This window comes from Microcystis sp. LEGE 08355, from assembly GCF_015207185.1.
Lineage (GTDB): Bacteria > Cyanobacteriota > Cyanobacteriia > Cyanobacteriales > Microcystaceae > Microcystis > Microcystis panniformis.
The window spans coordinates 1-2,199 of record NZ_JADEXI010000702.1; the positions used below are offsets into that span (position 1 = coordinate 1).

The 2,199-nt window shown below is 49.7% G+C and carries 1 protein-coding gene; it reads right to left on the reverse strand.

The window, feature by feature from the left end:
- A partial coding sequence (locus tag IQ242_RS23100; protein WP_193961560.1) for a PP2C family serine/threonine-protein phosphatase occupies positions 1-2,027 on the reverse strand: 2,027 nt, incomplete at its 3' end.
- Positions 2,028-2,199 lie beyond the last annotated feature (172 nt).

Here is a 2,199-nt window from a genome sequence, read left to right on the forward strand (position 1 = left end):
ACAGGAATCGGGCCGGTGACGGGTGGGGAAGGTGTCGTCCCTGGATTGGTATCGGTGACGGGTGCGGGAGGTGTCGTCCCTGGATTGGTATCGGTGACGGGTGCGGGAGGTGTCGTCCCGGTCGTGGGACTCGGACCGGTGACGGGTGCGGGAGAAATCGGTGGATTGGAAGGGGGATTATGACTCAAGAATTGCCAAGCGATCGCAGCCAGCAAACCGAGAACACCGACAGCGAGCGCTACTACGACTAGGGGTGAAACCCTAGTGAGCGCGGGGGGAGAAGTACGACTAGAAACCGAAGAAGATGCAGGGGGGGGAGTGGGTATTGCTGTCACCACTTCTTCTCCGGGGTAGGTGTCCCCGCCGTGATCAAAATCTTGGTCATTAAGATCGGGAATAATCCGTTCTTTGGCCTCAGCATAAACTAAAGGCGTGACAGGTTCAGCCGCAGGAACTACCCGACAATAAACTAGGGCGATGGTGGAGTTATCGTGACCGTTTTTCTGGTTAGCTAGTTGTAATAAACTTTCCCCCACGGCGGTTACATTTTTCTCTCCTCGCAAAAGAGGCACAATTTCACTGTCCCAGTATTGTTCTACCCGATCGTAATCACTTAAACCATCGGAACAGAGGAGAAAAACACAATCTTGATCAATAATCAACCTCTGAACGGTGGGATGGAGATTATTGGCGCTACTCATGCCCAAAGCTTGCACCAAGGCCCCCGCGTTGGGATACTGTATGGCATCACGATAGAGGAGATAGCCTAATTTCACTTCCCTGGAAGCGAGATCGTCATCCACCGTCACTTGATGACAACTGTGGGCAGTAATCCAATAGATGCGGGAATCCCCCACATGGGCCGCGTACATTTCCTGGGCCTGGGCAAAAGCCATAACTAGAGTCGTACCCATGCGCTGACGATCTTGTCTTGACTCCTGATCATTGCGTTGACTGATCAGATCATTGGTGACACGAATCGCCTGTTCGAGGACAAGACTGTAACTATCGGGATAGACTTCAATATTAGTGGTGGGACTGGGATTAATTTCCCTAGACAGGGTTTCGATCGCCAATTGAGCAGCGATTTCGCCCCCTTCCTGACCGCCGATGCCATCACAGACAATCGCCAGGGGATTTTGACCATGAGCGAGGGTTATGGCCTGATTAGTCGGGGGATAACAGGCATCCTCGTTGTGTTCCCGCATCAGACCGGTATCAGTGCAGGTAAAAATCTCATAGCTGCGTTCTTGACCTCCACCGTAGTGCTGTAGTGCATAATCGAGGATAGCGATCAGGGATTCCGGGCGATCGAGATCACCGGATTCTAGCTCTTGGGTCAGGGATACGAGAAAATCTTGAATATTAGCGGCTGCCGTCGGGATCAGACCGGTCCAGAAAGCTCCTAAATCTTTTAAATTGGGAGCGGTGGCCTCATCTTTGCTTAATTCTAGCAATTGCAGCAGCTGATTATTCACTCTCGTCAGCGAAGGGTTGAGCAGACTAGAGACTACAGCCTTTCTCTGAAGGGGATGCCAGAGTTTGGCCATTTGCCATAACCAGTGAATTTGTCTTAAATCGGAAGCTTGCGACCAAACCTCGGCTAGAGTGGGCAATAGTTCCGGATATATTAATTCTCCCGTTTGATCGAGGGGAATAGTGCCGTATTCCAACAGCCAGATGTCCATATTCAAGCGTTCATCGGGACTGGGAATATAGCCATAGACTTGGGGAATGTGGAGATGGAAGGGTAACAATTTTAGGTAGAGGGAGAGCCAGCTAGGAGGTTCTTCCGGTGCTTGGGGTGCTTGAGCGGGTTTAGTATCAAGAACAATTTGTGGTTGTTTGACCAAATAACGATTATCAATTAGCTCGCCAACATGATAATAGGTTCTCACCCAATCACCCATCATCCATAAATAGCGCTTAACTAAAGGAGTACCGCATTTTTCACAGAATCTATTAGTGAGAGCGTTCGGGGATAGACAGGTTAGGTTTTGACATTGGAGGGTTGTCACGGAATCCATGAAAACTGCTGACTCCTAAAGCGCGGTTAGTATAGGTTAATAAAATAGCGTGTTTTTATCCACGATGACTGCCAGTGTATTGCAGTGTTTCCCAAATTTTACCCTTTGTGGCTCGATCGAGAATAATTAATGCTGACAGTGCCATCTCTATAGGTATGTCTGGGGTGTGGGG